The 23,638-nt window shown below is 75.2% G+C and carries 24 protein-coding genes and 5 pseudogenes; 17 read left to right on the forward strand and 12 right to left on the reverse strand.

The window, feature by feature from the left end; translation table 11 throughout:
• Positions 1-548 precede the first annotated feature (548 nt).
• The 3 genes and pseudogenes from JD77_RS33920 (at position 549) to JD77_RS21545 (ending at position 2,041) form a co-directional block, all read left to right on the forward strand.
• The gene (locus JD77_RS33920) at positions 549-956 is read left to right on the forward strand and encodes a hypothetical protein (RefSeq protein WP_246140824.1); all 408 of its coding nucleotides are present in this window, start codon (positions 549-551) and stop codon (positions 954-956) included.
• 118 nt (positions 957-1,074) lie between these two features.
• Positions 1,075-1,221, forward strand: coding sequence for a hypothetical protein (locus JD77_RS32280; protein ID WP_170286507.1), 147 nt, complete (start codon positions 1,075-1,077; stop codon positions 1,219-1,221).
• A gap of 50 nt (positions 1,222-1,271) precedes the next feature.
• Positions 1,272-2,041, forward strand: a pseudogene (locus tag JD77_RS21545) (EcsC family protein).
• Here JD77_RS21545 and JD77_RS21550 read toward each other — a convergent pair.
• Positions 2,038-2,886 (reverse strand): GDSL-type esterase/lipase family protein, encoded by an 849-nt coding sequence (locus JD77_RS21550; protein WP_145775913.1) that lies wholly within the window; start codon positions 2,884-2,886, stop codon positions 2,038-2,040. The pseudogene JD77_RS21545 and the gene JD77_RS21550 overlap by 4 nt on opposite strands.
• A 186-nt stretch (positions 2,887-3,072) precedes the next feature.
• Here JD77_RS21550 and JD77_RS21555 point away from each other — a divergent pair, with 186 nt between their 5' ends.
• The 6 genes from JD77_RS21555 to JD77_RS21580 all read left to right on the forward strand — a co-directional run bounded on the left by JD77_RS21555 (position 3,073) and on the right by JD77_RS21580 (position 8,304).
• Positions 3,073-3,336, forward strand: coding sequence for a DUF6343 family protein (locus JD77_RS21555; protein WP_145775914.1), 264 nt, complete (start codon positions 3,073-3,075; stop codon positions 3,334-3,336).
• Positions 3,337-3,349: 13 nt separating this feature from the next.
• Positions 3,350-4,762: an NADP-dependent succinic semialdehyde dehydrogenase gene (locus JD77_RS21560; protein ID WP_145775915.1), complete on the forward strand. Its 1,413-nt coding sequence runs from the start codon at positions 3,350-3,352 to the stop codon at positions 4,760-4,762.
• A 31-nt stretch (positions 4,763-4,793) separates the two neighbouring features.
• A complete protein-coding gene (locus JD77_RS21565; protein WP_145775916.1) occupies positions 4,794-5,756 on the forward strand; it encodes a TIGR03885 family FMN-dependent LLM class oxidoreductase in 963 nt (320 codons plus the stop codon).
• A gap of 37 nt (positions 5,757-5,793) precedes the next feature.
• Positions 5,794-7,374, forward strand: a complete 1,581-nt coding sequence (locus tag JD77_RS21570) for a Na+/H+ antiporter (protein WP_145775917.1) — start codon at positions 5,794-5,796, stop codon at positions 7,372-7,374.
• Positions 7,371-7,628 (forward strand): UBP-type zinc finger domain-containing protein, encoded by a 258-nt coding sequence (locus JD77_RS21575; protein WP_145775918.1) that lies wholly within the window; start codon positions 7,371-7,373, stop codon positions 7,626-7,628. Before JD77_RS21570 ends, JD77_RS21575 begins: the two co-directional genes overlap by 4 nt.
• A gap of 148 nt (positions 7,629-7,776) precedes the next feature.
• Positions 7,777-8,304 carry a GNAT family N-acetyltransferase gene (locus tag JD77_RS21580; RefSeq protein ID WP_246140825.1) on the forward strand — a complete coding sequence of 176 codons (528 nt, stop codon included), beginning with the start codon at positions 7,777-7,779 and terminating at the stop codon, positions 8,302-8,304.
• Positions 8,305-8,315: 11 nt separating this feature from the next.
• Here the strand turns inward: JD77_RS21580 and JD77_RS21585 are convergent, their stop codons facing one another.
• Positions 8,316-9,857 (reverse strand): FAD-dependent monooxygenase, encoded by a 1,542-nt coding sequence (locus JD77_RS21585; RefSeq protein ID WP_145775919.1) that lies wholly within the window; start codon positions 9,855-9,857, stop codon positions 8,316-8,318.
• Between the two features lie 62 nt (positions 9,858-9,919).
• Between JD77_RS21585 and JD77_RS21590 the strand changes: the two genes are divergently transcribed.
• Positions 9,920-10,543 carry a TetR/AcrR family transcriptional regulator gene (locus JD77_RS21590; RefSeq protein ID WP_145775920.1) on the forward strand — a complete coding sequence of 208 codons (624 nt, stop codon included), beginning with the start codon at positions 9,920-9,922 and terminating at the stop codon, positions 10,541-10,543.
• Between the two features lie 123 nt (positions 10,544-10,666).
• Here the strand turns inward: JD77_RS21590 and JD77_RS21595 are convergent, their stop codons facing one another.
• Positions 10,667-10,852: a DUF397 domain-containing protein gene (locus JD77_RS21595; RefSeq protein ID WP_145777714.1), complete on the reverse strand. Its 186-nt coding sequence runs from the start codon at positions 10,850-10,852 to the stop codon at positions 10,667-10,669.
• Positions 10,849-11,574 carry a DUF5753 domain-containing protein gene (locus JD77_RS21600; RefSeq protein ID WP_145777715.1) on the reverse strand — a complete coding sequence of 242 codons (726 nt, stop codon included), beginning with the start codon at positions 11,572-11,574 and terminating at the stop codon, positions 10,849-10,851. The genes JD77_RS21595 and JD77_RS21600 overlap by 4 nt, the downstream gene beginning before the upstream one ends.
• Before the next feature lie 240 nt (positions 11,575-11,814).
• Between JD77_RS21600 and JD77_RS21605 the strand changes: the two genes are divergently transcribed.
• From JD77_RS21605 to JD77_RS21615, 3 genes are all read left to right on the forward strand, one after another.
• A complete protein-coding gene (locus JD77_RS21605) occupies positions 11,815-12,012 on the forward strand; it encodes a hypothetical protein (RefSeq protein WP_145775921.1) in 198 nt (65 codons plus the stop codon).
• A 49-nt stretch (positions 12,013-12,061) separates the two neighbouring features.
• A complete protein-coding gene (locus JD77_RS21610; RefSeq protein ID WP_342799659.1) occupies positions 12,062-12,349 on the forward strand; it encodes a flavin reductase in 288 nt (95 codons plus the stop codon).
• A 292-nt stretch (positions 12,350-12,641) separates the two neighbouring features.
• Positions 12,642-13,370 (forward strand): PP2C family protein-serine/threonine phosphatase, encoded by a 729-nt coding sequence (locus tag JD77_RS21615; RefSeq protein WP_145775922.1) that lies wholly within the window; start codon positions 12,642-12,644, stop codon positions 13,368-13,370.
• A gap of 142 nt (positions 13,371-13,512) precedes the next feature.
• Here JD77_RS21615 and JD77_RS35565 read toward each other — a convergent pair.
• The 3 pseudogenes from JD77_RS35565 to JD77_RS21625 all read right to left on the reverse strand — a co-directional run.
• Positions 13,513-14,546, reverse strand: a pseudogene (locus JD77_RS35565) (ATP-dependent helicase C-terminal domain-containing protein); the annotation flags it as partial.
• A gap of 123 nt (positions 14,547-14,669) precedes the next feature.
• Positions 14,670-16,169: pseudogene (locus JD77_RS35570) on the reverse strand (helicase-related protein); the annotation flags it as partial.
• A 55-nt stretch (positions 16,170-16,224) separates the two neighbouring features.
• Positions 16,225-16,488, reverse strand: a pseudogene (locus JD77_RS21625) (Scr1 family TA system antitoxin-like transcriptional regulator); the annotation flags it as partial.
• Between JD77_RS21625 and JD77_RS21630 the strand changes: the two are divergent.
• A pseudogene (locus JD77_RS21630) lies at positions 16,489-16,698 on the forward strand (GOLPH3/VPS74 family protein); the annotation flags it as partial.
• Positions 16,699-16,866: 168 nt separating this feature from the next.
• Here the strand turns inward: JD77_RS21630 and JD77_RS21635 are convergent.
• On the reverse strand, positions 16,867-17,691 hold the full coding sequence (locus JD77_RS21635) for a SigB/SigF/SigG family RNA polymerase sigma factor (RefSeq protein ID WP_145775923.1): 825 nt from the start codon (positions 17,689-17,691) through the stop codon (positions 16,867-16,869).
• Positions 17,692-18,012: 321 nt separating this feature from the next.
• Here JD77_RS21635 and JD77_RS21640 point away from each other — a divergent pair, with 321 nt between their 5' ends.
• Positions 18,013-18,774, forward strand: a complete 762-nt coding sequence (locus tag JD77_RS21640; protein ID WP_145775924.1) for an acetoacetate decarboxylase family protein — start codon at positions 18,013-18,015, stop codon at positions 18,772-18,774.
• Here the strand turns inward: JD77_RS21640 and JD77_RS21645 are convergent.
• On the reverse strand, positions 18,723-20,312 hold the full coding sequence (locus JD77_RS21645) for a phospholipase D family protein (RefSeq protein ID WP_145775925.1): 1,590 nt from the start codon (positions 20,310-20,312) through the stop codon (positions 18,723-18,725). The two genes, JD77_RS21640 and JD77_RS21645, sit on opposite strands and share 52 nt — an antisense overlap.
• Positions 20,313-20,460: 148 nt before the next feature.
• On the opposite strand from JD77_RS21645, the gene JD77_RS34815 reads away from it, so the two are divergent.
• Positions 20,461-20,589 carry a hypothetical protein gene (locus tag JD77_RS34815; protein WP_281292110.1) on the forward strand — a complete coding sequence of 43 codons (129 nt, stop codon included), beginning with the start codon at positions 20,461-20,463 and terminating at the stop codon, positions 20,587-20,589.
• A gap of 101 nt (positions 20,590-20,690) precedes the next feature.
• On the opposite strand, the gene JD77_RS21650 is transcribed toward JD77_RS34815, so the two are convergent.
• Positions 20,691-21,677 carry a pirin family protein gene (locus tag JD77_RS21650; RefSeq protein WP_145775926.1) on the reverse strand — a complete coding sequence of 329 codons (987 nt, stop codon included), beginning with the start codon at positions 21,675-21,677 and terminating at the stop codon, positions 20,691-20,693.
• Positions 21,678-21,688: 11 nt separating this feature from the next.
• Positions 21,689-22,168, reverse strand: a complete 480-nt coding sequence (locus JD77_RS21655; RefSeq protein WP_145775927.1) for a MarR family winged helix-turn-helix transcriptional regulator — start codon at positions 22,166-22,168, stop codon at positions 21,689-21,691.
• 157 nt (positions 22,169-22,325) lie between these two features.
• Between JD77_RS21655 and JD77_RS21660 the strand changes: the two genes are divergently transcribed.
• Positions 22,326-22,862, forward strand: a complete 537-nt coding sequence (locus tag JD77_RS21660) for a GNAT family N-acetyltransferase (protein WP_145775928.1) — start codon at positions 22,326-22,328, stop codon at positions 22,860-22,862.
• Between the two features lie 115 nt (positions 22,863-22,977).
• Here the strand turns inward: JD77_RS21660 and JD77_RS21665 are convergent, their stop codons facing one another.
• Positions 22,978-23,565: a general stress protein gene (locus tag JD77_RS21665; RefSeq protein WP_145775929.1), complete on the reverse strand. Its 588-nt coding sequence runs from the start codon at positions 23,563-23,565 to the stop codon at positions 22,978-22,980.
• Positions 23,566-23,638 lie beyond the last annotated feature (73 nt).

Here is a 23,638-nt window from a genome sequence, read left to right on the forward strand (position 1 = left end):
CTGCCTAGCCTCGTCAGATGCGTGACGACGGCACCCTCGACGACCAGTACGGCCCGAATGGCACGGCTGGCCGTTCGGACGTTACCCCCTCGTCCGAACGGCCAACCACCACCACTACCGACGGCGCGTCCCCCGACGCCCCTGGAGTTCCCTCGCTGACCTGTCCGGTACCCGCTCCGGCCCGCTCCGTAACCTCCTCTTTCCCGGTCGCCCGGGAGTCGGCCCGCGCCGGGCCGGGTGGCGCTGGCCGCCGGCGTGGTGTGCTGCCTCGGCCTGGCCGCCTTCGCCCAGTCGCAGGGCGCGGCGGTCCGGCCCGCGCCCCGGGCCGACGCCGCGGCCGACGCGGCCGACGTGGCCGAGCGTGCCGCCGGGGACGCCGCGTCCCGGTCGCTGGCCCGCACCCCGCCGCCACCCTTGCCGCCACCCCCTCCGCCTCGCCCTCCGCCGACCCGGACACCACCGGAAAGCCGACGCCCGCAAGCCCGCGCCCCGCAGGTCGCCCGCCCGCCCGCCGACCCGGCCCCGTGGCCGGCCTCACCCGGGCCCAGATGGCCAACGCGAAGACGATCGTGACGACCGGCCGGAAGATGGGCGTGCCCCGGCGCGGCCTCGTCATCGCCGTGGCGACCGCGATGCAGGAGAGCACCCTGCTCAACTACGCCAGCGGCGTGCTGCCCGAGTCGCAGAACTACCCGCACCAGGCCGTCGGCTGGGACCACGACTCCGTCGGGCTGTTCCAACAGCGGCCCAGCAGCGGGTGGGGCGAGGTGGGGCAGCTCATGGACCCGGCCTTCGCCACCCGGCAGTTCCTCACCGCGCTGCGGGATGTTCCCGGCTGGCAGGACATGGCCCTCACCGACGCGGCCCAGGCCGTGCAGGTCTCCGGGCTCCCCTGGGCGTACGCCCAGCACGAGTGGCAGGCCACCGAGGTGGTCGACGCGTTCCTCGGCGGCTGACCGGCACCGGCCCGGGCCCGCGCCCGGGCGGCCGGCGGCCCGCTATCGCCCACAGTGGAAGCGTGACGGTTGCCGGGTCCGGGTACACATGATGGGGAGCGACCGACAGGAGGGCGACATGTCACTGGTGCAGCGGATCAGCAGGTTCCTCCGATCCCCGAAGGGGCAGCAACTCGTCGAGCGGGGCCGCCGCGAGCTGGCCAAACCCGAGACCCAGCGCAAGCTGAGACAGCTCGCCACGCGGCTGTCCAGCCGCCGGCGCTGACCCGGCGCCGCGCCGTCGTGCCCGCACGTCACCGACCACCGGGAGCCTCCGTGACCGACCCCGCCCCCGCCGACGGCCAGCCCACCGCCCCCGGTCCCCAGCCGGCGCCGCAGCCGCCGGCGGTGGTCCCGGACGCCCCGGAGGGCCCGCCGGCCCCACTGTGGGACCGGATGCGCCAGGACCCGCAGTACGCCCCGGAGCACCTGGCCCTGGAGGCGGTGCGCCGGCTCGGGCCGGAGGCGGCGCAGTGGGGGCGCGGGTCCGGGCGGAACGGCCGGGCGCGTCTGCCGACGAACTGGCCGACCAGGCCGTCCGCCGGTTCGTCAACCTGGCGCGACTGTCCGGCGCGGTCTCCGGCGCCGCCGGCCTGCCCGGCGCGGTGATCGACGTCGGGGTGCTCGCCTGGACGCAGGCCCGGATGGTGCTGCACGCCGCGGCGGCGTACGGGGTCGATCCGACGCATCCCGACCGGGCCACCGACCTGCTGGTGCTCCAACGGGTGCACAGGGTCGCCGAGACCGCCCGGCTCGCGCTGGGGGTGGCCGCCGGGCGGGAGCGGGCCGGGGCGCTCTTCGGCACCGGCGGGCAGCCCGCGCTGGGCCGGGTCATGCTCCGGCTGAGCGTACGACTGGCCCGGATGGCCGGGGTGCGCGCGGCGAAGCGGGTCTTCGCCAAGATCGTGCCGGGGGCCGCGATCGTCCTCGGCACCTGGGCCAACTCGTCGGCCACCAGGGACCTCGCCGACCGGTCCCGGCAGCTCTACCGCGCGACGGGCCCGGGTGGCGTGCCGCGGCCCCGCCACCCGGAGCCCGCCGACTAGTCGAAGCCCGCGGCGCGCCAGGTCACGTCGGCGAGCCGGCCCTGCCCGGCCACGTTGGGGTGGAACCAGTCCAGGGCGTTGACCAGGTCGAGGGTGAGCCGTACCCGGTGCACCGCCCCGCCGTCGTGCCGGCACCGCGAGCCGTACGCCCGGCAGGCCGCCCTCAACTCGTCGTTGTACGCGTCGATGCGCTTGCGGACGGCGGCCCGCCGGGCCACGTCGTCCGGGGCGGTGGAGGTCGCGTCGGCCAGCAGGGCGGGGCAGACGCCGTGCCGCCACGCCCGCACGGCCCGGGAGTCGGTGTGCCCGACCTGCCACAGCCGGTACAGGTCGGGGATGCTCACCACCAGCACCCGCGCCTTCGGCCGGCCCCGGCGTAGCACCCGCAGGCCGCGGTCCACCTCGGCGCGGAACGTCGCCACCGGCGTCATCGCCTCGACGCCGCCCCGGCACACGTCGTTCGCCCCGATCAGCACGGTGACGTAGTCGGCGCGGTCGCGTACGGCCGCCTCGGCCTGCTCGGCGAGGGCGGCGGCGCGGGCGCCCGGCGCGGCGTGGTTGTACGCCTTCCCGCGGATCCGCGGGTCGCGGTCGAGCAGCCGCCGGTAGTGGCTGTCCACCCGCAGCCCGTCGCCCGTCGACCAGGAGTTGCGCTCGCAGGAGTTGAGAAAGAGGCAGGAGCCGAAGCCGGTGCTGATCGAGTCGCCGAGGGCGGCCAGCACCGCCGGGGAACCGGTCGGGGCCGGGTCGCCGGACGGGCGGGGTGAGGCGGACCCGCCGCTCTCGCAGGCGAGCGCGACGAGGGCCAGTAGGCAGGCGACGGCGGCGACCCAGCGTCGAGGCATGACTCCCCAGTCCGGCGGCGGAGGGCGGCGGCGCGGTAACCGTACGCGGCGGGAGGGGGCTGGTGGTCGCTTGCTGTCGGATTTCCGGCAAAACCGGCCGGTGGTCGTCGTAATGTGCTAAGGCCCGCGTACCGGTCGCTCCGGGACGAGCCGGTTAAGCCGGGCGAACCGGGGTAGCTCGCAGGGATGACGAGATCGCAGCCCCGGCGCGCCCGCGGCACGGTGGGCCACGCGTACAGCGCGCTCAACCTCCGCCTCGTGCTCGCCGGCTTCGGGCTGGTGACGATGGTGATCTTCGCCGTGCTGGCCTTCTGGGCCGGCCTGGCCTGGCTGGGCGTGCTCTGCGCGATCTTCGCCGCCGTCGCCGTGGTCGACCTGGTCGTCATCCAGCGCCGCCGGGCCGCGCGCCGCCGGGAGCAGCCGGGCGCGCGGCACTCGCTGTTCGAGTGACAGGAGTACGAAGATGCCCATCGCCACCACCAACCCGGCCACCGGACAGGTGCTCAAGACGTACGACCCGATGTCGGACGAGCAGCTCGACGCCGCGCTCGGGCGGGCGGACCTGGCCTTCCGGGACCTGCGACGTACCTCGATCGCCCAGCGCGGGCGGTGGCTGTCCGCGGCGGCCGACCTGCTCGACGCCGAGCGGGACGACACCGCCCGGCTGATGACCACGGAGATGGGCAAGACGTACGCGGCCGCGCGGGCCGAGGTGACCAAGTGCGCCGCCGCGTGCCGGTTCTACGCGGCGCACGCCGAGCGGATGCTGGCCGACGAGCCGGCCGACGCGCGGGCGGTCAAGGCCCGGCGGGCGTTCGTGCGGTACCAGCCGCTCGGGCCGGTGCTCGCCGTGATGCCGTGGAACTTCCCGCTCTGGCAGGTCATGCGGTTCGCCGCGCCGGCCCTGATGGCCGGCAACACCGGCCTGCTCAAGCACGCCTCCAACGTCCCGCAGACCGCCCTGTACCTGGAGGACCTGTTCCGCCGGGCCGGCTTCCCCGAGGGCGCGCTCACCACCCTGCTCGTCGGCTCGGAGGCCGTGGACCGCATCCTCGCCGACCCGCGGGTCCGCGCCGCCACCCTCACCGGCAGCGAGGGCGCCGGCCGGTCCATCGCCGCCAGCGCCGGCCGGCACCTGAAGAAGACCGTGCTGGAACTCGGCGGCAGCGACCCGTTCGTGGTGATGCCCTCAGCCGACCTGGACCGGGCCGCCGAGGTCGCCACCACCGCCCGCTGCCAGAACAACGGCCAGTCCTGCATCGCCGCGAAGCGGTTCATCGTCCACGCCGACGTGTACGACGCGTTCGCCGAGCGGTTCGTGGCGAACATGGCCGCCCTGCGGGTCGGCGACCCGATGGACGCCGCCACCGACGTCGGCCCGCTGGCCACCGAGCGGGGCCGGGGCGAGGTCGACGAGCAGGTGCGGGACGCGGTGGACAGGGGGGCGACGGTGCGCTGCGGCGGCGGGCGGCCGGCCGGGGACGGCTGGTTCTACCCGCCCACCGTCGTCACCGACCTGCGGCCGGAGATGCGGATGTGGTCGGAGGAGGTGTTCGGGCCGGTCGCCGGCCTGTTCCGGGTGTCGTCGTACGACGAGGCGGTCGAGGTGGCCAACGGCACCGCGTACGGCCTGGGCGCCAACGCCTGGACCACCGACCCGGCCGAGCAGGAGCGCTTCGCCGACGACCTGGACGCGGGCAGCGTCTTCGTCAACGGCATGACCACCTCGTTTCCCGAGCTGCCGTTCGGCGGCGTGCGCAACTCCGGGTACGGCCGCGAGTTGTCCGCGCTGGGCATGCGCGAGTTCTGCAACACCAAGACCGTCTGGGTCGGCGAGGGCGCGCCGTCGGCGGGGGCGGGCGCGCACGCCGAATAGCGGAGGCGCCGCCTGGGTACGAAGTGGCCCCATGACGGTGTTCGCCCTCCACGCCTCGCACGAGCAGATCCACCCGGGCCGGCTGTTGGAGACGGTCGTCCACGCCGAGCGCGCCGGCTTCGACGCCGCCATGTGCTCCGACCACTTCTCCCCGTGGAGCGCCCGCCAGGGTCACTCCGGGTACGCCTGGTCCTGGCTCGGGGCCGCGCTCCAGGCCACCGGGCTCCCCTTCGGCGTGGTCACCGCGCCGGGCCAGCGGTACCACCCGGCCATCGTCGCGCAGAAGATCGGCACCCTCGCCGCGATGTACCCGGGGCGGTTCTGGGCCGCCCTCGGCACCGGCGAGGCGAGCAACGAGCACATCACCGGCGACGGCTGGCCGCGCAAGGACGTCCGCGCCGCCCGGCTGCGCGAGTGCGTGGACGTGATCCGGGCGCTGCTGGCCGGCGAGGAGGTCAGCCACGACGGCCTGGTCCGGGTCGACCGGGCGCGGTTGTGGACCCGCCCCGAGCAGCCGCCCGCGCTGGTCGGCGCGGCCGTCAGCGTCGCCACCGCCCGCTGGTGCGGCGAGTGGGCCGACGGCCTGATCACCGTCAACGCCCCGGCCGCGCACCTGCGGCGGATGATCGACGCCTACCGGGGCGCCGGGGGCCGCGGGCCGCTGCACCTCCAGGTGCACCTGAGCTGGGCGCCCGACCAGGCCGAGGCCGAGGCGCTCGCGTACGACCAGTGGCGCAGCAACGTCTTCGCCCCGCCGGTCTGCTGGGACCTGGAGACGGCCGAGCTGTTCGACGCCGTCTCCGAGCAGGTGCCGATGGAGCGGGTCACCTCGGTGGTCAACGTCTCCGCCGACCTCGGCCGGCACGTCGGCTGGCTCGCGGAGTACGTGGAGCTGGGTTTCGACCAGATCGCTCTGCACCACGTCGGGCAGGAGCAGCGCGCGTTCGTCGACGCGTTCGGCGCCGAGGTGCTGCCCAGGCTGCGGGAGGCGTGAGCAGGTCGGACGGGGTGGCAGCCTAGGCTCGTACCCCATGGAGGGACTGTTCGAGGCCGTCGTCTTCCTCGCGATCGCGACGGTCGGCGCGGCGCTGGCCCGCAGGCTCGGCCTGCTCGCCCCGATCCTGCTCGTGGTGCTGGGCCTGCTGCTGTCGTTCCTGCCGGGCTTCCCCCACGTCCGGCTCGACCCGGAGCTGGTGCTGGTGGGCATCCTGCCGCCGCTGCTGTACGTGGCGGCCCTGGAGACGTCGGTGCCGGCGTTCCGGCTGAACCTGCGGCCGATCCTGCTGCTGGCCGTGGGGCTCGTGCTGTTCACCGCGTTCGTCGTCGGCACCGTGGTGCACCTGTTCCTGCCCCACCTGCCGTACGCGATCTGCCTGGCCCTCGGCGCGATCGTCGCCCCGCCCGACGCGGTCGCCGCGACGGCGGTGGCCCGGCGGGTCGGGCTGCCCCGGCGGGTGGTCACCATCCTGGAGGGCGAGAGCCTGCTCAACGACGCGACCGCGCTGGTGCTGCTGCGGGTCTCGATCGTGGCGGTCACCACGACCGGCGGCGGCGTCGGGGCCGGGGACGTGGCGCGGGAGGTGCTGGTCGCGGCCGGCGGCGGCGTCCTGATCGGCCTGCTCGGCGTGGTGGTCTTCAGCTTCCTGCACCGGCGGATCTCCGACGCGGTGCTGGACAACGCGCTGTCGCTGATCATCCCGTTCGCGGTGGTCTTCGCCGCCGAGAGCGTCCACGCCTCCGGGGTGGTGGCCGTGGTGGTCACCGGGCTGGGCATCGGCCACCGGCTGCCGCTGCTGATGTCGGCCGCCTCCCGGCTCCAGGTCGCCGCGTTCTGGCGGCTGGCCCGGTTCCTGCTGGAGGGGCTGGTCTTCCTGCTGGTCGGGCTGCAACTGCGGGAGGTGGTCCGCGACCTGGACGAGCCCCTGAGTCTGCTGGTCGGGATCACCGCGGCGGTGCTGCTGACGGTCTTCCTGACCCGGTTCGTCTGGCTGTTCCCCGCGACCTACCTGGCCCGACTCGTGCCCCGGGTGCGGCAGCGGGAGCAGACGCCGTCGGTGAAGTTCCCCGTCGTCATCGGCTGGGCCGGGATGCGGGGCGTGGTCACGCTGGCGGCCGCCCTGGCCCTCCCGCTGACGCTCGCGGGGGACCGGCCGTACCAGCGGGCGCTGCTCATCTGGCTGGCGTTCGCGGTGATCGTGGTGAGCCTGGTGGTGCAGGGCGCCACGCTGCCGATGGTCGCGCGCCGGCTGCGGCTGCCGCCCGACGACCCGGTGCAGGACGCGCTCTCCGCCGCGGGGGTGCAGCAGCAGGCCAGCCGGGCGGCCCGGGAGCGCCTGGACGAGCTGGCCGACACGGTCCCCAGGTCGGTCGCCGACCGGGCCCGGCGGGTGCTGGAGGACCGCACCAACCTGGCCTGGGAGCGGCTGGGCGGCGCCGAGCGGGAAACCCCGTCCCAGGCGTACGCGCGGCTGCGGCAGGAGATGATCGACGCGGAGCGGGAGGTGTTCCGGGCGGCCCGCGACGCCGGCCGGATTCCGGAGGAGGTGCTGGTGCGGGCGTACCGTGACCTGGACCTGGAGGAGTCGTTGCTGCGACGGGAGGTCGACGAGTGAGCTGCGAGCACCTGACGGAGGCGGGCACCGCGGAGCCGCGGACCACGGAGGAGTGCCCGGACTGCGTGGCCGTCGGCAATCCCGACTGGGTACACCTGCGCTCCTGCCTCACCTGCGGGCACGTCGGCTGCTGCGACTCGTCGCCCCAGCAGCACGCGACGCGGCACTTCGAGGCCACCGGGCACCCGGTGATGCGCTCCATCCAGCCGGGCGAGCAGTGGCGCTGGTGCTTCGTCGACGAGGAGATCGGCTGACGGGCAGGTTCCGCTCGTACCGCAACGCCGAGCGGGCGCCCCGACCCGGCCCGTCGCCGCGCTGTGGAGCTGCCCACACGGACGGGGCAGGCGGCGGGCGCGGGAAACGGATTGCGGCCACCGCGGTCGCGCTGGTGGGGTGTCGCGTGTGGATTCCGTACGGGTGCGGGCCGCCGGGCCCGACGAGCTGACGACGATTCAGCGGATCGAGGTGGCCTCGGGCGAACTGTTCCGGGGGATCGGCATGACGGCCATCGCCGACATGCCGCCGCTGCCCCTGGACGCCCTGTCCCGGTTCCAGCGCGCCGGGCGGGCGTGGGTGGCGGTCGACCCGGCCGACGCCCCGGTCGCCTTCGCCGTCGTCGACCCGCTGGACGGGGCCGCCCACGTGCAGCAGCTCAGCGTGCGCCCCGACTTCGCCCGCCGCCGCATCGGCCGGACGCTGCTCGACCACGTCGGCGCGTGGGCCGGCGGGCAGGGGCTGGCGGCGCTGACCCTCACCACGTTCCGTGAGGTGCCCTGGAACGCCCCGTACTACGCCCGCTGCGGCTTCCGTCCGTTGGCGCCGGCGGAGCTGACGCCCGGCCTGGCCGCGGTGCTGATCGCCGAGGCGGAGTTGGGTCTGCATCCCGCGTCCCGGCTGGCGATGCGCCGCCCCGCACCACCGGTGAGCTGAGGGCAGCGCCGTCACAGGGAGCGCAGGTATCCGGCGACGCTTCCCGCGTCCGCCGGGTCGGCGACCAGCCCGATGTGTCCGTCCGGTCGGACGAGGACCAGGGCGTCGCCGCCGTACGCGCGTGCCGCGTGCCCCTCGTCGTCCAGAAGGCCGCCAGGCCCGACGAGGTAGGGCTTGACGATGTCGGATTCGCCGTCGCCGAGGGCTGCGGCGCAGCGTTCGCCGAGGCCGAGCAGGGTGAAGTGCGGGCCGCGGTAAAGATCGAAGAGGCGAGTCGGCGAGCCGGTGACGGCGTCGCGCAGCGGCGCGTCCGGCGCACGGTCGCCCGCCCGGGGCCCGGTGGGTCGGCCGCCGAACGCAGGACCACCTGGATGATCGTCCGCGTCTGGGCGAGCGGCGTCGCGGGAGAGCCGGCTCCAGGGGTACGCGAGCATGAGCTGGGTGAGGTCGCGCGAGGCCGCGGCGTCCACGCCGCCGCCCGTTTCCCTGATCGCGGCGAGGACGGCGTCGAGCGCTTTCGAGGTGATGTCGAGCAGCCAACCCGCGATCGGCAGCCGTTCCTCCTCGTACGTGTCGAGCAGACCGGACGTGGCGGCGCCGCCCAACACGAGGCCCAGCTTCCAGCCGAGGTTGTAGGCGTCCTGGATCCCGGTGTTCATGCCGAGGCCACCCGCGATCGGGTGTACGTGCGCGGCGTCCCCGGCGAGGAACACGCGACCCACCCGCAGCTGGTCGACCATGCGGACGTTGACCCGGTAGCTTGAGCGCCAGGTCAGGCTGTGCAGTCGCACGCCCGGGACGCCGGCGACCCGGTCGAAGGTCTGCTGGAACCGTTCCAGCGTTGGTTCCAGCGGTGAACCGTCCCGGTCGACCTCGTGTGACGCCTGCACCTGGAAGGCGTCGGTGCCGGGGAGCGGGCACAGCATGATCGCGCCGTCGCCGGTGAACCACTGGTGCCAGGCGTCGCGGCCGAGTCCGTCGACCTCGACGTCGCCGACGGCCATGAGCTGGACGTCCGGCGTGTGGCCGCGCAGGCTCAGGCCGAGCCCCTTGCGGACGGTGCTGCGACCGCCGTCGCACCCGACCAGGTACCGCGCCCGGATCTGGGCCTCGCCGACCGTGGCGGTCACGCCGTCGGCGTGTTGGCTGAAGCGGCGTAGCTCGGCGCCCAGTTCGACGGCGACGCCGAAGTCGGCCAGTCGCTCGCGCAGGATCTGCTCCACCCGCCACTGCGGGACCAGCAGGCCGGTCGGGTACGGGACGTCCGGCGTGGGCACCCGTCCGGCCTCGGGGTCGATCTCGGCGACCACCTCCGCGCCCCGGTACTTACGGTGCGGCAGGTGCGTGACCCCGGTGGCCAGCAGTCGGCCGATCACCCCGAGGTCGTCGAACACCTCCAGGCTGCGTGGGCTCAACCCCTTGCCGCGCGAACCGGCCGGATGATCCCGCGCCCGGTCGACGACGCGCACCGCCACGCCGCGTCGGGCGAGATCACACGCGAGCGTCAAGCCGGTCGGACCGGCGCCGACCACGAGGACATCCGTCTGCGTCACGCCCTCATCAAAACGTTACCGAGTTAAAAAAGCAACCCGGTCACTAATGTTACGCTGGCCAGGTGATCGAGCCGACCGGGCTGCGGGCCCGCAAGAAGGCCCGAACCCACGACACCATCGCCGACGCCGCGATCTCGCTGTTCCTCGCGCACGGCTTCGACCGGGTCTCGGTCAACGACATCGCCGCGGCGGCCGAGGTCTCCAAGCCGACCCTCTTTCGGTACTTCGCCACCAAGGAGGACCTGGTGCTGCACCGGTTCGCGGATCACCAGGGCGAGGCCGCGCGCGTCGTGCGTGACCGCCAGCCCGGCGTCCCGCCGTTGACCGCGCTGCACCGACACTTCCGGGACGGTCTCGACCGGTACGACCCCGTCACCGGCCTCAACGACCATCCCGAGGTGGTGGCGTTCCATCGGCTGGTGTTCGGCACGCCGAGCCTGGCGGGACGGCTGACGCGGTACCTGCTCGACGACGAGGAGGCCCTGGCGGCCGCCCTCGGCCCGGGTGTCGAGGCGCGGCTGCGGGCCGCCCAGGTGCTCGCGGTCCAGCGGGTGCTCGCGCGAACCAACTGGCAGAAGATCGCCGACGGGCGAACCGCCCGCGACGTCCACCCCGAGGCTGTCGCCGACGCCGACCAGGCGTTCGCCCAGCTGCGCTCTGGCCTCGGCGCCCCCACCCAGCACTAACCCGCTCCGCTCCCGGCCCGCTCCCGCAACCCGCGATCTTGCGCTTTCGGCCCCGACAAACGGGGCGAGCCGACCATTTCGGGGGCACAAACCGCAAGATCGCCGACGGGTGTCGCGCGGCGGTCAGGCGCGGTGGGGCGGGTGGGCGACGAACGCGCGCCAGGCGGTGGGGTGGAAGGTGAGGGTGCCGGCGGCGCGGTCCTTCGAGTCGCGGACGAGGACGACGCCGGGCAGGTTGTCGGCCACCTCGACGCAGTCGCCGCCGTTGGAGCTGCTGCGGGCGCTGGTGCGCCACCGGGCCTCGGTCATCTCAGCCATTCTCGCGCCTTCAGGAACTGGATCGACTGGTCGCGCGGCAGCGCCACCGACCTCACAGTGTCCCAGACCCGCCACAGTGGGGCAACGTCCCTGGTGATCTTGCCCTCAGCCTGGTCGTCGATGTAGCCGAGGTCGGCGGCGCCGTCGCGGCTGGCGATGACGAACGCCCCGGCCTGGCCGGGGTGGAAGCCGGCGCGCAGCGGCAGCACGTGCACCATGACGCAGGGCCGCCCGGCCATGGCGATCAGGTGGTCGAGCTGCGGGTGCATCACCTCCGGGTCGCCCCGGCGCAGCGCCGCCTCGTCGACGACGAAGACGGCCAGCGGCGGGCGGGCCCGCCCGAACACGGCGGCCTGCCGCTCCAGCCGGGCCGCGACGTAGCCCTCCACCTCGTCGCCCGCGAGCGGGCCGCTGCTCAGCACCGCGTGAGCGTACTCGGGGGTCTGCAACAGCCCCGGCACGACGGACGCCTGGAACGAGCGCAGCGAGGTCGCGTCCCGCTCGGTCTGCGCCCACGGCCGGAACCAGTCCGGCTCGCGCGGACGCACCACCTCCGGCCACAGGTCGCCGACCTCCCGCCCGAGCACCCGGGCCACCGCGATCCGGTGCCGGGCGTGCGGGACGCGGCCCGGCGTCACCCACCGGCCGGCCGTCTTCGGGTCGACGCCGACCTTCCCGGCCAGCGACTCCGCCGTCTCGCCCGTCTCCGCCATCGCCACCCGGAGCAGCTCGTTTCCCGTCGCTCGTGCGTCGTGCACAGCTGCCTCCACGTAGGACGTCCGAAACGTCTGGCGACTCTATCGGCACGGAGTGTGCGCGTCTCGCGACGCGCGGAAGGCTGCCGTACATGCGGGACCGCCGCCGTGGCCCGAACCGTCGGCGGCACCGCCGGGCCGCCCCGCCAACGGCGTCGGGGCGGCCCCTCCATCGCGTACCCGAACAGGAGGTCTCCCGTGCGTTTCCGTTTCTGGCACCGCCCGTCCGACCCGGCACCCACCCCGCCGCCGGCGCGCGTCCCCCGGCCCCGACAGTCCTGGGAGAACGGGCCGACCGAGGTCTTTCCCACCCTGGACCCCGGGCGGGCCGGCAACCTCACCCGCGGGCAGCGGTGGCGGGCCGGCGGCCGGCGCAACGACCGGAGCGGCTGGTGAGAGCCGAGGGCCGGCGGTCCGCCGAGCGGAGCCGGACGGACACCCGCCGGTGCCGGACCTGGCCCCGGCGGGCGAGCCGGTGACGGCTTGCGGCGGACGGCTCGGTCGCCCGCACCTGCCGATGCGCCCGCTGTGGCGGTGCCGGGCCTGCGGCGCGGAGTGGCCCTGCCAGCCCGCGCGGCTGTCGCTGCTGGTCGAGTACCGCGACGACCGGGTCGCCCTGCTGGTCTACCTGGCCACCCTGATGAACGAGGCAGGCGACCAGCTCGCCCAGCTCACCGCCCAGCCCCGGGTGGACCTCACGGACCGCTTCCTCACCTGGGCCCGCCCGCGATGACCGACGCGCCTCGTGCACGCGCCGGAACGTGGAAGTAGTGGCCTCCCGCACCTCGGGAGGCCACTACTTCCAGGAACGTGCGCGTTCTTGTCCGACGGATGCGCGATCCCGCAGGATATGCGACCGACCCGTCCGGGAGCGGGCCGCTGGGCGGTCAGCCGGCTCCGCGTATGGCAATCGGTGCGGCTGGATGGGATCCGGGGCGGTTTCGCGGTGAGATTCGCCGCGCCACGCGGCGCGGTTGGCGATCTCCTAGAGACAACCGAGCCCTCCAACTGGCAGGCTGCGTGCCATGACCCTGAAGCTGCGTTCCGTGGGGGCGAGTGACCGCGGGCTGATCCGCAGCGGCAACCAGGACGCCCTGCACGCCGGCACCTGGCTCGTCGCCGTCGCCGACGGCATGGGCGGGATGGCCGCCGGTGACCTGGCCAGCCGGATAGCGATCGACGCGATCGGGCCCCTGGACCTGGAGACACCCGAGGACGCACTCGTCGCCGCGCTGCAGAGCGGGATCGAGCTGGCCACCGCGCGGATCCGCCAGGCGGTGCAGGAGGACCCGGAGCGGCAGGGCATGGGCACCACGCTGACCGCCCTGCTGTTCGCCCGTACCGGCAGCGTCCTCGCCCTGGCCCACATCGGAGACTCGCGCGCCTACCTCTACCGGGAGGGCGTGCTCAAGCAGATCACCCGCGACGACACCTTCGTGCAGATGCTCGTCGACCAGGGCCTGATCACCCCCGACCAGGCCGCCAGCCACCCCCGCCGGGCCGTGGTCACCCAGGCGTTGCAGGGCGACGAGGTCTCCCCGGCGTACGCCACGATGGTGCCCCGGGCCGGCGACCGGTGGCTGCTGTGCAGCGACGGCCTGTCCAACGTCGTCCGCTCCGACACCCTCGCCGAGGTGCTCGCCGGTTATCCGGACCGGGGCGAGTGCGCCCGCAAGCTGATCGACCTGGCGCTGCGCGCGGGCGGCCCCGACAACGTCACCGTGGTCATCGCCGACGTGGTCGCCGAGGGCTGACCGTCGATGGGCCGGCAATCCTGGCCGTCGGGCACCGCCATGTCGGCGACATCGGGCTGATCCCGGCCGTCGGATACCGCCATGTCGGCGACATGGCGGCCGCCCGGCCGGCCGCCGGCCCCGCGGCCGCCCGGCCGGCGGGTCAGCGGCGGCGGGCGTTCGTTCGGCGGGTCGGCTCGGCCGTCGTCGGGTCCTCCGGCCACGGGTGCCGGGGGTAGCGACCCCGCAGCTCGGCGCGGACCTGCGGGTACCCGACCCGCCAGAACGACGCCAGATCGGCGGTCACCGCCACCGGCCGCCCCGCCGGGGAGAGCAGGTGCAGCAGCACCGGCACCCGGCCGTCGGCGATCCGCGGCGCGTCGGCCCAGCCGAAGGTCTCCTGGAGCTTCACCGCGAGCACCGGGGCGGCCGGGTCGGCGTAGTCCACCCGGACCCGGGACCCGCTGGGTACGGCGAGCCGCTCCGGGGCGAGCTCGTCGAGCCGGGCCGCCTGCGGCCAGGGCAGCAGCCGGCGCAGCGCGGCGGCCACGTCGACCCGGGCCAGGTTGGCGCGGCGGCGGGCGGCGGCCAGCTCGGGGCCCAGCCAGTCGTCCACTTCGGCCAGCAGCGCCGCGTCGCCCACGTCCGGCCAGTCGGGGCCGAGCGCGTGCCGACAGAATGCCATCCGCTCGCGCAGCGCGTGCGCGGCCGGGGTCCAGGTCAGCAGCGCCAGGCCGTCGCGGCGCAGCCCGTCGCGCAGGGCCTCGGCGACCAGCGCCGGGTCGGGCCGGGTCAGGGGCCGCGAGACCAGCTCGATCGCGCCGAGCCGGACCACCTCCCGGGCCACCACGTCCCCGCCGGACCAGGCCACCTCGCGCGCGGAGCGCAGCAGCGGGCCGGCGGCCTCCCGGGCGGTCGCCTCGTCCAGCGGGCGGCGAGCCGGACCCGGGCGGTCGGCGCGCCGGGGGAGCGGTCGGCCACCGCGACCGCCAGCCACGCCGACCCGGCGAGCCCGGAGCCGGGCGCCAGCTCCGCGGCGGTCCCGCCCGTCATCAGGTACGCCGACCCGCCGGCCCGGCGCGCCCGGGCCAGCCGCTCCGGGTATGCCAGCCCGACGAGCAGCGCGGCGGCGAGATCGTCGGGCAGGTGGCCCGCGTCGTCGCGCCGCGGCTCGGCCGGTCGCCCAGGCGCGGGCGGAGGAGCCGGGGCGTGGCCCGGGGCGGCGCCCCCGCTGACCGATGCGTCGCCCCCGCTGACCGATGCGTCGCCCCCGCTGACCAGTGCGTCGCTCCACGCATCGCCCGTGCCCGGGGCGTCGTCCAGCGCCGCGCGCAGGCGGCGTACCTCGGCACGCCAGCGGGCCGTGGCCGCCGGGTCCGCGCCCGCGCGTAGCCGCCGCCACCCGGCGGTCAGGTCGTCGCCCGGCCCGGCGACGGCCTCCTCGGCCAGCAGCGCCACCACCTCGGCGGCCCGCTCGGCCCCCACCCGCCCGGCACCGTCGAGCAGCGCCCGGGCCAGCCGGGGATGCGCGCCGGCCTTCGCGATCGCCCGCCCCCGGGCGGTGATCCGGCCGTCGGCGTCGACCGCGCCGAGCCCGCGCAGGGTGTCCCGGGCGACGGTCAGCGCGGCCGCCGGCGGCGGGTCGGGCAGGGCCAGCCCCGCGCCGTCCGGGTCGCCCCAGGCGGCCAACTCCAGGGCGAACCCGGTCAGGTCGGCCGTGGCGATCTCCGGCTCCGGCTGCGCGGCGAGCCGCGCGTGGGTCGCCTCCGACCAGCACCGGTAGACGTGCCCGGGGGCCTCCCGGCCGGCGCGGCCGGCCCGCTGGGTCGCCGCGGCCCGGGACACCGGCACGGTGACCAGCGCGCCCAGCCCCCGGGCCAGGTCCACCCGGGGCACCCGGGCGAGCCCGGCGTCCACCACCACCCGTACCCCGGGCACCGTCAGGCTGCTCTCCGCCACGGCGGTGGCGAGCACCACCCGCCGCCGGTCGGCCGGGCGCAGCGCGGCGTCCTGCTCGGCGCCGCGCAGCCGGCCGTGCAGCGGCAGCAGGGCCACCTCGTCGCGCAGGTCGGCCAGCCGGCCGGCGACCGCCGCGATCTCGCCCACGCCGGGCAGGAAGACCAGCAGGTCCCCGGCGCGCTCGCGCAGCGCCCGGCGGACGGTGGCCGCCACGTGGTCCAGCAGCGCCGGGTCGACCCGGCCGGACGCGGTCACCGGGGCCGGCCGGGGCGGTGGGGACCAGATCCGGGTCACCGGGTGCAGCGCCGCCGGGGCCTGGACCACCGGGGCCGGTACGCCGTCCGCGCCGAGCAGCGCCGCGAACCGGTCCGCGTCCGGGGTCGCCGACATGGCCAGCAGCCACAGGTCGGGGCGCAGCGTGGCCCGCGCCTCCGCCGTGAACGCGAGCGCCAGGTCGGCGTCGAGTTGCCGCTCGTGGCACTCGTCGAGCAGAACCGCGCCGACGCCGGGCAGTTCCGGGTCGTGGTGCAGGCGGCGCACCAGCAGGCCGGTGGTGACCACCTCGATCCGGGTGGCGGGGCCGACGCGTCGCTCGCCGCGCACCGCGTACCCGATCCGCTCGCCGACCCGCTCGCCGAGCAGGTCGGCCATCCGGCGCGCCGCCGCGCGGGCGGCCACCCGGCGGGGCTGGGCGATCACCACCCGGCCGGGAACCTCCCCGGCCACGGCCAGCGGGGCGAGGGTGGTCTTGCCGGTGCCGGGCGGCGCGACGAGAACCCCGCCACCGGCCGCGCGCAGCGCGTCGAGCAGCGCGGGCAGGGCGGGCCGGACCGGCAGGTCGAGGGGTACGTCGGCGAGCACCGTCCTACTCTCGCACCGCGCCCCGGGGCGTCTTCTGCTGGCGTGCCGTGAGGCGTCACGCAAAGTGACGAGAAGCATCCTCCAGGCGGGCCAACGAGTCCGCCGGAGACAGCGCCATGGCGCACAGCTTCTCGTGCAACAGGCTATACCCGCGCACGTGGTCAACTTCCTCCAGTGCCAGCCCCATCGTGAGTTTATCCAGGTAAACCACGGACGCGTCGGCGACGTCGGCGAAGTTGAGGATGACGTACGGGGTGGTCATGGCCGGGTGGCCGCCGGCCGAGAACGGAAGTACCTGCACCGTCACGTTCGGTAGTTGAGGCGGCCGGAACCCCCGACCGTGCCGGACGCCGTGCTGCTCGGCCTGGTCTCCGCGGCCGGCCTGACGCACGAGCTGCTGTGGGACGCCGGCCCGCGCGCCCAGCACCGGCTCGGCCTGGTCGTGCCGGCGTTGCCCCCGCCGCTGCGGGAGCTGGTCGCCCACACCGAGGCCGCGGTCGGCGCCGCGGTCCTGTGCGGCGTCGCCTGACCGGCCCGGCGTCGCCCGCAACCCCGACCATCGGAGCCGCCCCATGCCACCCACGGCGACAACCGGAAGACCCGGCACCGTCCCGGCCGCCCTGGCGGGCGGCCTGCGCCGGGACGGCGGCGGCCCCCGGCGTCCGTCGGGACGCGGGGCCGCCGCGCGTGGTGCCGGTCAGTACGTGCCGTCGAGCTGCCCGCGCAGCTTCGTCAGCGCCCGGGCCAGCAGCCGGGAGACGTGCATCTGCGAGACGCCGATCTGCTCGGCGATCTGCGACTGGGTCAGGTTGCCGTAGAAGCGCAGGGTGAGGATCTTCTGCTCGCGCTCGTCGAGCGTGGCCAGCGCCGGGCCGAGGGCGACCCGCAGCTCGGCCAGCTCGAACTCGCCGTCCTCGCCACCGAGCATGTCGCCCAGCTCCGTCGCGCGGTCGCCGTCGCCGGTCGGCGTGGACAGCGACACCGCGTTGTACGCGCGGGCGCCCTCCAGGCCCTCCAGCACCTCCTCCTCGGTGATCTTGAGGTGGGCGGCGATGTCGGCGACCGTCGGGGAACGGCCCAGCGTCTGCAGCAGCGAGCTGTTCGCGTCCGAGATGGCCAGCCGCAGCTCCTGGAGGCGGCGGGGCACCCGGATGTCCCAGGTGCGGTCGCGGAAGTGGCGCTTCAGCTCGCCGATGATGGTCGGGATCGCGTAGCCGGCGAAGTCGACGCCGCGGGCCGGGTCGAACTTGTCGATCGCCTTGATCAGACCAACGGCGGCGGTCTGGGCGAGGTCGTCGGTCGGCTCGCCCCGCCCGCTGTAGCGGTGGGCCAGATGGTTGGCCAGCGGCAGCCAGGCCTCGATCGCCCGGTCCCGCAGCGCGGGGCGCGACGGGTGGTTGGCGGGCAGCGCGGCCATCGCGTTGAGGAGGTCGGTGGCGCTGTCGCTGAGGGCCCGCGGGTCGAGCTTCTCGGTGGTGGACGGCGCTGTGGCCGCCCGCTCGCTGATGGTGTGCGCGGTCATGGGTGGTCCTCCCTGCACCTCGTCCGCGAAGAAAGACGTGACGCTTTGGTTTAGCTTCGTATTGGCCGTTCGTGACTCACCTTAGCCCTGTCGGTCGTAGGAAATCTAGCCGAAAGTACGATGCACTTAAGGTTCTTTGGCTCACAAAACGCCTAGATCGGGCGCGAAAAGCGGAACTTGTGATCGTGATTACGGCTTCGCGTGGCCGGTCGTACCCCGCGGGAAACCCGACAGGCAAGCTCACTGTCGGCTTTCCGTCGTTGTCCCGCCGACGGGACGTTCCGTACCGTGCCTGGGTATCTCCCCAGGCCCGGAGGCATCGTGCTGGACCCAGCCGACCCGCATCTCGTGGTGCACAGCCGCATGCTCTACGTCCGCTGGCTGCCGGCCGACCCCGACGCGGTCGCCGCCCTGCTGCCGCCCGGACTGCGCGCCCGCGCCGACGGCGAGGTCTTCATGAACCAGTACGTGGTCGACGACGACGCCCAGACCTCCGGCGTCGGGGCGTACTCACTGACGTACCTCGGGGTGTCGCTGGCCGGCGCGGACGCCCCCGGCGGCGCGGTGCCCGGTGGCTGGTGGACCCACTACCTCTGCTCCGACCCGCGCGTGGGCCGGTACGCCGCCGCCCGGGGCGCCCCGGCCACCGACGGCCACACCCGGCTGACGGAGCGCGGCGGCACGCTGGTGGCGCAGACCGAGGTGAACGGCGGGCCGCTGATCCGCGCGCAGGTCCACGTCGGCGACACCGGCCACGTCGTCCTCAGCGGCCACCATCGTTACCTGACCGCCCGCGGCGAGTGCCTGGTCAGCGGCGTCTACCCGTACGTGGCCGAGCCGGTGAGCCCGTTCGAGGTCGAGGCGGTCACCTTCCTCGACCGGGACCACCCGGTCTATCCGCTCCGTCCGGCCAACCCGCTGGTCATCACGGCTGGCTTCTACTCCCCGCGCGCCTCGTTCGCGTACCCCGGCGGGGAGAGCCCCGTGGCCCCGTTGCCCGTCGGCCACCGCGCCACCGGCGGCCAGCCCGGTCACCAGGCGCCGGCCCGCCGCGCCCGCAGCGGCCGCCCGTCCGGGTCGTAGACGAGCCGGTACGCGGGCAGCGCCCACGCGCGGGTATACCAGGGCAGGCGCTCCGGGCGGTGCGGGCGCAGCCGGCCCGGCGGACGGGGCCCCGTCCGGCCCGAGTGGTGCCAGCGCTGGAGCGCCTCCGCGGCGGCCGTGACCGCCCGCACCGCCGCGACCGGGTCCAGCAGGTCGTCGTCCCCGTCGCCGTGCGGGTCCCGGTCCAGGTGTTCACGCCACAGCCGCAGCCGCAGCTCCCGGGCGAAGCGTCGGGCGCCGTCGCCCAGCCCCGCCGGGTCCCGGGGGGCCCGCCCGTCGCGCGTGTCGTCGAGCACCGCGCAGGACAGCTCGCTGTCGTGCGTCCAGGACCGGCGGTTGAAGTTGTCGCTGCCCACGGAGGCCCACACGTCGTCCACCACGCAGACCTTGGCGTGTACGTAGACCGGGTCGCCCGCGTGATTCTCCAGGTCGAAGACGTGTACCCGGTCAGGGGCGGCCCTGCCGCACAGCGCCAGCGCCTGCTCCCGGCCGACCAGGTTCGGCGGCAGCGCGAACCGGCCGTCGACGTCGGGGTGCCGGGGGACCACGGCCACCAGGTGCAGCCCCGGATTGTCGCGCAGGGCCCGGGCGAACAGGTCGGCCACCTCCGTCGACCAGAGGTACTGGTCCTCCAGGTAGATCAGCCGGCGGGCCCGGCTGATCGCCTTGGCGTACCCCCGGGCCACCGTCCGCTCGCCGTCGGGGGCGAACGGGTAGCGCGGGCGCACCGCCGGGTACGTGCGCAGCACCTGGACGTGGTGCGGCCCGCACGGCGGGGGATCGGCCGGCTGCTCGGGCAGCGGGTCGGGGCGCAGGTCCGCGCCGCGCAGCCGGTCCCGCAGATACGCCAGCGGGTTCTCCGAGTCCAGCGGCGTCGGATCGGTCCACCGCTCCCGGAACGTGGTGTCCAGCGCGCCGACCACCGGCCCGCGCAGCGCGAGCTGCACGTCGTGCCAGGGCGGGCGGTCGCCGTACCGGGGCGACATCCGCACGGCCTGCGGGTCGCCGCGGTGCTCGGCGTCGTCGCGGCGGCTGTGGCACAGGTCGATCCCGCCGGCGAAGGCGACGTCCCGCTCCGGCGCGCGGGGGTGGCGCAGCACCACCAGCTTCTGGTGGTGCGAGCCGCCCCGGCGGATCCGCTGGTCGAGCAGGACCTCGCCGCCGGCCGCGGAGACGGCCTCGCTGAGGCTGCGGTTCTCCACCTCGCTGAACGACAGGGCGTCGAGGTGGGAGCGCCAGATCAGGCCCTTGACGACCACGCCCCGCTGGGCGGCCCGGCTGAACAGCTGGGCCACGGTCGGGCCGTCGGGGCGCATCCGCTGGTCCGGGTCGCCCCGCCAGTCGGTGAAGAACAGGTGGTCGCCCGGGCCCAGCGCCTCCACCTCGTCGACGAGCCGGTCGAAGTACGCGGCGCCGTGAATCAGTGGCTCGGCGAGGTTTCCGGACGTCCAGACGGGTAACTCAGAGGCCGGGTTGGCGCGTTCCGGTGCGGTGAGAAACCAGTCCCGCATGGGCACGTTCCACCCCTCCCGAGGTCGGCAACGTCCTCACGGTATGACCCCCGCGCACGGTCCGCACGGCGGCCGGCACCTGCCGGTGACCGGGCCCACGGCCCGAGCGCGGCAGCCCACCCGACCCCGACGCGCACACCGAGGAGGCCGCACGATGCCCGCCGAGACGACCGACGCCCTGACCGAGTACCGCCAACAACCGGTCGAGAGCGAGCGCGGCGCGCTGGTGGCGGTGCTGGTGATGGTGCTGCTGGGGGTTGCCGGGATCTTCGCCGTCTCCTGACCCGACGCGCCCGGGTAGCCCGCGAGGCGAGCACGTCCTCGGCCCCGGGGCGCCCCGCCGGCAGGTCGCGCGGCGGGACGCCCGGGCCCCGGGTCGGACGGTCAGGCGGACTTGCCCTGCCCGCCGGTGTGCGGCATCCGCTCGGCCGGGATCACCCCGAGCCGGCCGGCCTGGAAGTCCTCGACCGCCTGGATCAGCTCCTCGCGGGTGTTCATCACGAACGGCCCGTAGTGGGCCACGGGCTCCCGGATCGGCTGCCCGCCCATGACGTAGAGCTCCAGGGCGGGGGCGTTCGAGTCCTGCCGCGCGTCGGCGGTGACCCGCAGCGCGTCGCCCGGGCCGTGCACCGCGAGCTGACCGGTGTGGATCGGCCGGCGGTCGGTGCCGACCGTGCCACGCCCGGCGAGCACGTAGACCAGCGCGTTGAAGTCCGGCTGCCAGGGCAGGCTCAGCTCGGCGCCGGGCTGCACCGTGACGTGGGCGATGGTGATCGGGGTGTGGGTCGAGCCCGGTCCCCGGTGCCCGGCGACCTCGCCCGCGATGACCCGGATCAGCGCGCCGCCGTCCGGCGTGGTGAGCAGCGCCGACTCCCGGCCGCGGATGTCCTGGTAACGCGGCGGCTTCATCTTCGCCGCGCGGGGCAGGTTGACCCAGAGCTGGAGGCCGTGGAACAGGCCGCCGCTGACCACGAGGTGCTCCGGCGGGGCCTCGATGTGCAGCAGGCCGCTGCCCGCCGTCATCCACTGGGTGTCGCCGTCGGTGATGGTGCCGCCCCCGCCGGTCGAGTCCTGGTGGTCCATGATCCCGTCGATCATGTAGGTGACCGTCTCGAAGCCGCGGTGCGGATGCCACGCCGTGCCCTTCGGCTCGCCCGGGGCGTAGTCGACCTCGCCCATCTGGTCGAGGTGGATGAACGGGTCCAGCTCCTGCATCGGCACGCCGGCGAACGCCCGGCGCACCGGGAAACCCTCGCCCTCGTACCCGCTCGGCGCGGTCGTCAGCCGGCGGACCGGCCGGTAGGTGGTGGACTCGTCGAGCTGGGGCAGGCGGGGCAGGACGAGGACGTCGTCGACGGTGATGGCGGGCATCTCGGGACTCCTTACTCGGGGCGGGTGGACGAGGCGTCGCGGTCGGCGCGCAGCCGCCGGCCGAGGCGTTCGAAGACCCGGGTCAGGCAGGCGACCTCGGCGTCGTCGAGGTCGTCCATCAGGTTGGCGCGCACCGACCGCAGGTGGTGCGGCGCGGCCTCGCGCAGGGCCAGCAGCCCGGCGGCGGTGAGCACCGCCTCGCTGCCGCGGCGGTCCTGCGGGCAGGACTGCCGGGCCACCAGGCCCCGCCGCTGCATCGACGAGACCTGGTACGTCAGCCGGCTGGGCGAGAAGACCAGCCGGCCGGCCAGCTCGCCCATGCGCAGCCGCTGGCCCGGCGCCTCGGAGAGCAGGACCAGCACGTGGTAGTCGGCGAAGCTGAGCTCGCTGTCGGCCCGCAGGTCGTCCTCCAGCCGGGTGAACAGCCGCTGGCTCGACTCGATGTACGCGCGCCAGCAGGCCATCCGCTCCGCGTCCAGGCTCTCGGTCACGCGGCGACAGTAGCACTTTTTCAAAATTTAACTAGTTTCCGGAGGGTGGGAGTGACCGACGCGACAGTCCTGTGACGGAGGCGGAGATTCGGATTTGAAGCACGCGACCCGGAAATCCGGGGGCGGGCCCGTCGCCGGCGTGCCACACTGCTGCCTCGTGGACCCGTTCGAGCTCGTCGCCCCCGGCCTGCTGCTGCGCCCCTGGCGGAACACGGACGCCCCCGCCGTGCTGACGGCCCTGCGCGACCCGGCGGTCGTCCGGTGGAACCCGTCGCCCGGCGGGGCCGACCTGCCCGGTGCGCGGGACTGGGTCCGCCGACGGGCCGACTGGTCCGGCGGCGACCACGTCTCGCTCGCGGCCACCGACCCGGCCGGGGACGCGCTGCTCGGCTCGGTCTCCCTGCACCGCATCCGCGCACCCGAGGGCGATGCCGCCATCGGCTACTGGACGGTCCCGGCGGCGCGCGGCCGGGGCGTCGCCACGCTGGCCGTCCGGCTGCTCACCGAGTGGGCGTTCGCGCGGCTCGGCCTGCACCGGATCGAGCTGTGCCACGCCGTGCCCAACGTGGCGTCCTGCCGGGTGGCCCTGCGCGCCGGCTACGCCACCGAGGGCACGCTGCGCGAGTCGTACCGCTACGGCGACGGCGCCCGGTACGACGAGCACCTGCACGCCCGCCTCGCCACCGACCGCTGATCCGCGCGCCGGGCGGGGCCGCCGGCCGCCGGTCCGTGGCGCAGGTACCGGCCGCTCCGCGCCGTTCGGTGACACCTGGGCGCCCTCGGCCGCGCGTGCGCCGCAGCGGCGGCCGTCAGCGGGAGGTCGCGCCGGACGGCGCCAGCCGCATCCGGCCCAGTAGCTGCCGGGCCTGGTCGGCCAGCTCGGCCTCGACGATCACGGCGTACTGGCCGGCGCGCAGGGCGCTGGCCGAGGTGAAGTCCCGCTGGCCACCGGTCATGGCGTGGGCCACGGCACCGAACACGGCGCCCCAGATCGCGCCGATCGCCAGGCCGACCAGGATCACCGCGATCCAGTTGCCGGCGGTGAAGATGCCGAAGAGCAGCCCGATGAACAGGCCGAACCAGGCCCCGGTGCCCGCTCCGATGAGGGCCGCCCGGCCCGTGGTCATCCGCCCGAGCACCGTCTCGACCAGGGTGAGGTTCGTCCCCACGATGGCGCTGCGCTCCACCGGGAACCCGTTGTCGGCGAGGAAGTCGACCACACGCTGCGCGGACGGGTAGTCCGGGTACGACCCGATCGTCACCGTGGGCGGCCCGGCCTCCGGCCCGTGACCGTCGGCGCTCGGTGGGGCCGGCTGCCCCCCAGGACCGGGCGGGAGGTTGTCGCGGCCCGGCATCCCGGGACGCCAGGCGGCGGTCTGGCTCGAGGGTCTGTCCATGAGCATCCTCCTTCGTCAGCCGCCCGGGTTCCCGGCCTCGCCGGGGCGCTAACGCACCGCCCGGACCCCGCCA

The sequence above is a fragment of the Micromonospora olivasterospora genome (genome assembly GCF_007830265.1).
GTDB lineage: Bacteria > Actinomycetota > Actinomycetes > Mycobacteriales > Micromonosporaceae > Micromonospora > Micromonospora olivasterospora.